This window comes from Dolichospermum circinale AWQC310F (assembly GCF_000426925.1).
Classification (GTDB): Bacteria; Cyanobacteriota; Cyanobacteriia; order Cyanobacteriales; family Nostocaceae; genus Dolichospermum; species Dolichospermum circinale.
Window position 1 is genome coordinate 241127 of record NZ_KE384663.1, and the last position, 3208, is coordinate 244334.

The window sequence follows — 3208 nt, forward strand, 5'->3', positions numbered from 1 at the left end:
TTAAAATTTCCCATCTCAATTGCCTCCAGGCGCGAGAAAATTAAAAATAGTAATTTTAGTTGCCAATTTCAAATGGATACAAAAGCTTTTAAACGCAACCTGCAACATTCAGCCAATTACAATCGTAAGGGCTTTGGTCATCAAGAGGAAGTTGCTACCCAGTTACAATCTGAATATCAGAGTAATTTGATTCAGGAAATCCGGGATTCTCACTACACTCTCAAGCGTGGTGATGTGACGATTCAATTAGCACAAGCATTTGGTTTTTGTTGGGGTGTGGAACGTGCTGTAGCAATGGCTTATGAAACCCGTCAGCATTTTCCCTCAGAACGGATTTGGATTACTAACGAAATTATTCACAATCCATCCGTGAATAAACGGATGCAGGAAATGCAGGTAGAATTTATTCCCGTCATTGACAAAATCAAAGATTTTTCTGTTGTTGGTAGCGGTGATGTGGTGATTTTACCAGCTTTCGGTGCTAGTGTTCAAGAAATGCAAATTCTTAACGATAAAGGTTGTCAGATTGTTGATACTACTTGTCCTTGGGTATCTAAAGTTTGGAACACTGTAGAAAAGCACAAAAAAGGTGATTACACATCAATTATTCACGGAAAATACAAACATGAAGAAACCGTTGCTACTAGTTCCTTTGCGGGGAAATATCTGATTGTTTTGAATTTAAAAGAAGCAGAATATGTAATTAACTATATTCTCAATGGTGGCGATCGTCAAGAATTTTTAACTAAGTTTGCTAAAGCTTGTTCTGCGGGATTTGATCCTGATCAAGATTTAGAACGGGTAGGAATTGCTAACCAAACAACCATGCTGAAGGATGAAACCGAAAAAATCGGTAAAATGCTAGAGCGAACCATGATGCAGAAGTATGGACCGGCAGAGTTAAATCAGCATTTTCAAAATTTTAATACTATCTGTGATGCCACTCAAGAACGTCAAGATGCGATGTTGGAATTGGTGAAAGAAAATCTGGATTTAATGATAGTAATTGGGGGATTTAATTCATCAAATACTACCCAGTTACAACAGATTGCTTTTGATCGAAATATTCCTTCTTATCACATTGATAGTGTTGAATGTATTCAATCAATTAATAAGATCAAACATCGAGAATTAACGGGAGATTTGGTAATTACAGAAAACTGGCTACCAACGGGAGAAATTAAAGTTGGTATTACCTCTGGTGCTTCTACACCAGATAAGGTGGTTGAAGATGTAATTCAGAAAATCTTTGCACTGAAAACCACAGCAGTTTTAGTTTAAGTCTTCTGTATTAATACATTATCTATGTTATGGATAATGTATTAAAATACTTTACTTTCTCCCTTCTGTTGTCTAGGCTGGGGGTTTTCACTCTCTAAAATTTAGCAGAAGAAAGAGGAAAATTTTTACCTTGTGAGCATAAAAACAAACATATTGAAAAAAAAGGGATTTGAGAAACAGTAAATCACCAAAAATGGCATCAAAACCTATTCTCAATCAGGAGCAATAAGAATTAACACGACTTAGAGAAGTAAATAGATAAATAAAAAAGAGCTTCAAGAAAAAATCATAAATTAGACTAATGAATTGAAGTAATGTTTAAAATTATTGACATGGTAAAATAGAGCTACAAATCAAGTAAACAGCAGTACAAATAATTAATAATTAATATTCGTACTGCTGCCAATAATGTCTAGGTATTAGACCACTGAATAATACCTCTCAAAGAGACTAATTGACTGAATGTGACATCAGCATGGCTAGAACCCCAAGGATTCCGTAAGTGGAAAGTTCCATTAGTGGCATTATAGGCAGTAATGGTATAAGCATGACCATTAACCACACCATAACCAGCGCCATAGACGAAACCCGCTGTTAACACCTGATTAGAATTAACCAAATTAATCAGTTGAGTTTGAGTCATATTGCTGACAGATTGGGAAGTAGCACTTAATCCCGTTACCTGACGAATTACTGTATCCATCCAACCCCCTGAAATATCTGCATAGGAGTTATTAGAAGTGCTAGAACGACTCCAACCAGATTCAGCTAACTGGGCATAGGCTTTTTCTGCTAAAGCTACCCAAAGTTCATTGCTAGTGGAAGAAACGGAACTTCCACCCCAACCAGCATAAGCGCGATACCCCCCAGAAGTTGGCAAATAACGATCTACTGTGACATAATCAGCTACACCATTGTTATAAAAACGCACGGTGAAGGTATTATCACCATTGTCCGTAAACATATTTTGGATGTACTCAGGTTTTTCCTGGGCAATAGAAGCTAAAGTTGCTACATAATAGCAGTCTCCCACCGCTCCTTGGTAAATGTCATCAGCACTAGGTCCATTTTGGAACAGAGAACCACTAACATAACTATAGGTATAATCTGTATCGGGGCGATCAGTACCTAAGAACCACTTACCAATCAGATTTTCCATTTGGGTATCACTACTACCGGCAAACAAGTTACCAAAACCGGAACGAGTGTTAGCTGCGTCACTATTAGCAATCTTATTAGATAGGACTTTCACGGAATCAGCCATAGTGAAGAGGGTAGAGTTACTAACAAGAGTCCGTAAGTCAGTTAACTCATTGGCATCAATTACACCACCATCTTTAGCATCGCGGAAAATGGAAATCATATCATTGCGACTCAAATTACCATCAGCAGCTAAGGAACTGGTTAAAGTGATAATTTGAGCATCTCGTAGATTTTGACTATACCAATCTGTCGGAATCGGTGTGGGAGTTGGTGTGGGAGTTGGTGTGGGAGTTGGTGTGGGAGTTGGTGCAACAGCAGTAGCAGTTAAGGACAAGTTGTAGTTAGTGTCACCACTATATTGATATACCCGCGCATAATAAGTACCCGCACTCAACTGACTAGTAATAGATTCAGAAGTATTACCACCAGCAGTAGAACTGGTAATTACGCCACCCGAACTATTGAGTAATTGAACATCCGCATCGGCACTCAAGCCTGTTAAACTCAAACTAAAGTTGCTTTGTGTTCCCACATTGAAACTATAGTAATCGTTAGTATCAGCACTTCCTACCCAGTCACTAAAACTTTGAGTTGCTGTTAATGCACCAACAGCACGGGCTGTAGCTAGGGTATTTCCCGCATTATCAACAGGAAGAGCAGTAGCAGTTAAGGACAAGTTGTAGTTAGTGTCACCACTATATTGATATACCCGCGCATAATAAGT

At 38.2% G+C, this 3208-nt stretch carries 2 protein-coding genes; one reads left to right on the forward strand and one right to left on the reverse strand.

The features are described 5' to 3' along the window. Positions 1-72: 72 nt before the first annotated feature. Positions 73-1281 (forward strand): 4-hydroxy-3-methylbut-2-enyl diphosphate reductase, encoded by a 1209-nt coding sequence (locus ACIR310F_RS0101545; protein ID WP_028082306.1) that lies wholly within the window; start codon positions 73-75, stop codon positions 1279-1281. Between the two features lie 412 nt (positions 1282-1693). Here the strand turns inward: ACIR310F_RS0101545 and ACIR310F_RS21190 are convergent. Further along, on the reverse strand, positions 1694-3208 hold a 1515-nt coding region (locus ACIR310F_RS21190), incomplete at its 5' end, for a C2 family cysteine protease (protein ID WP_051289439.1).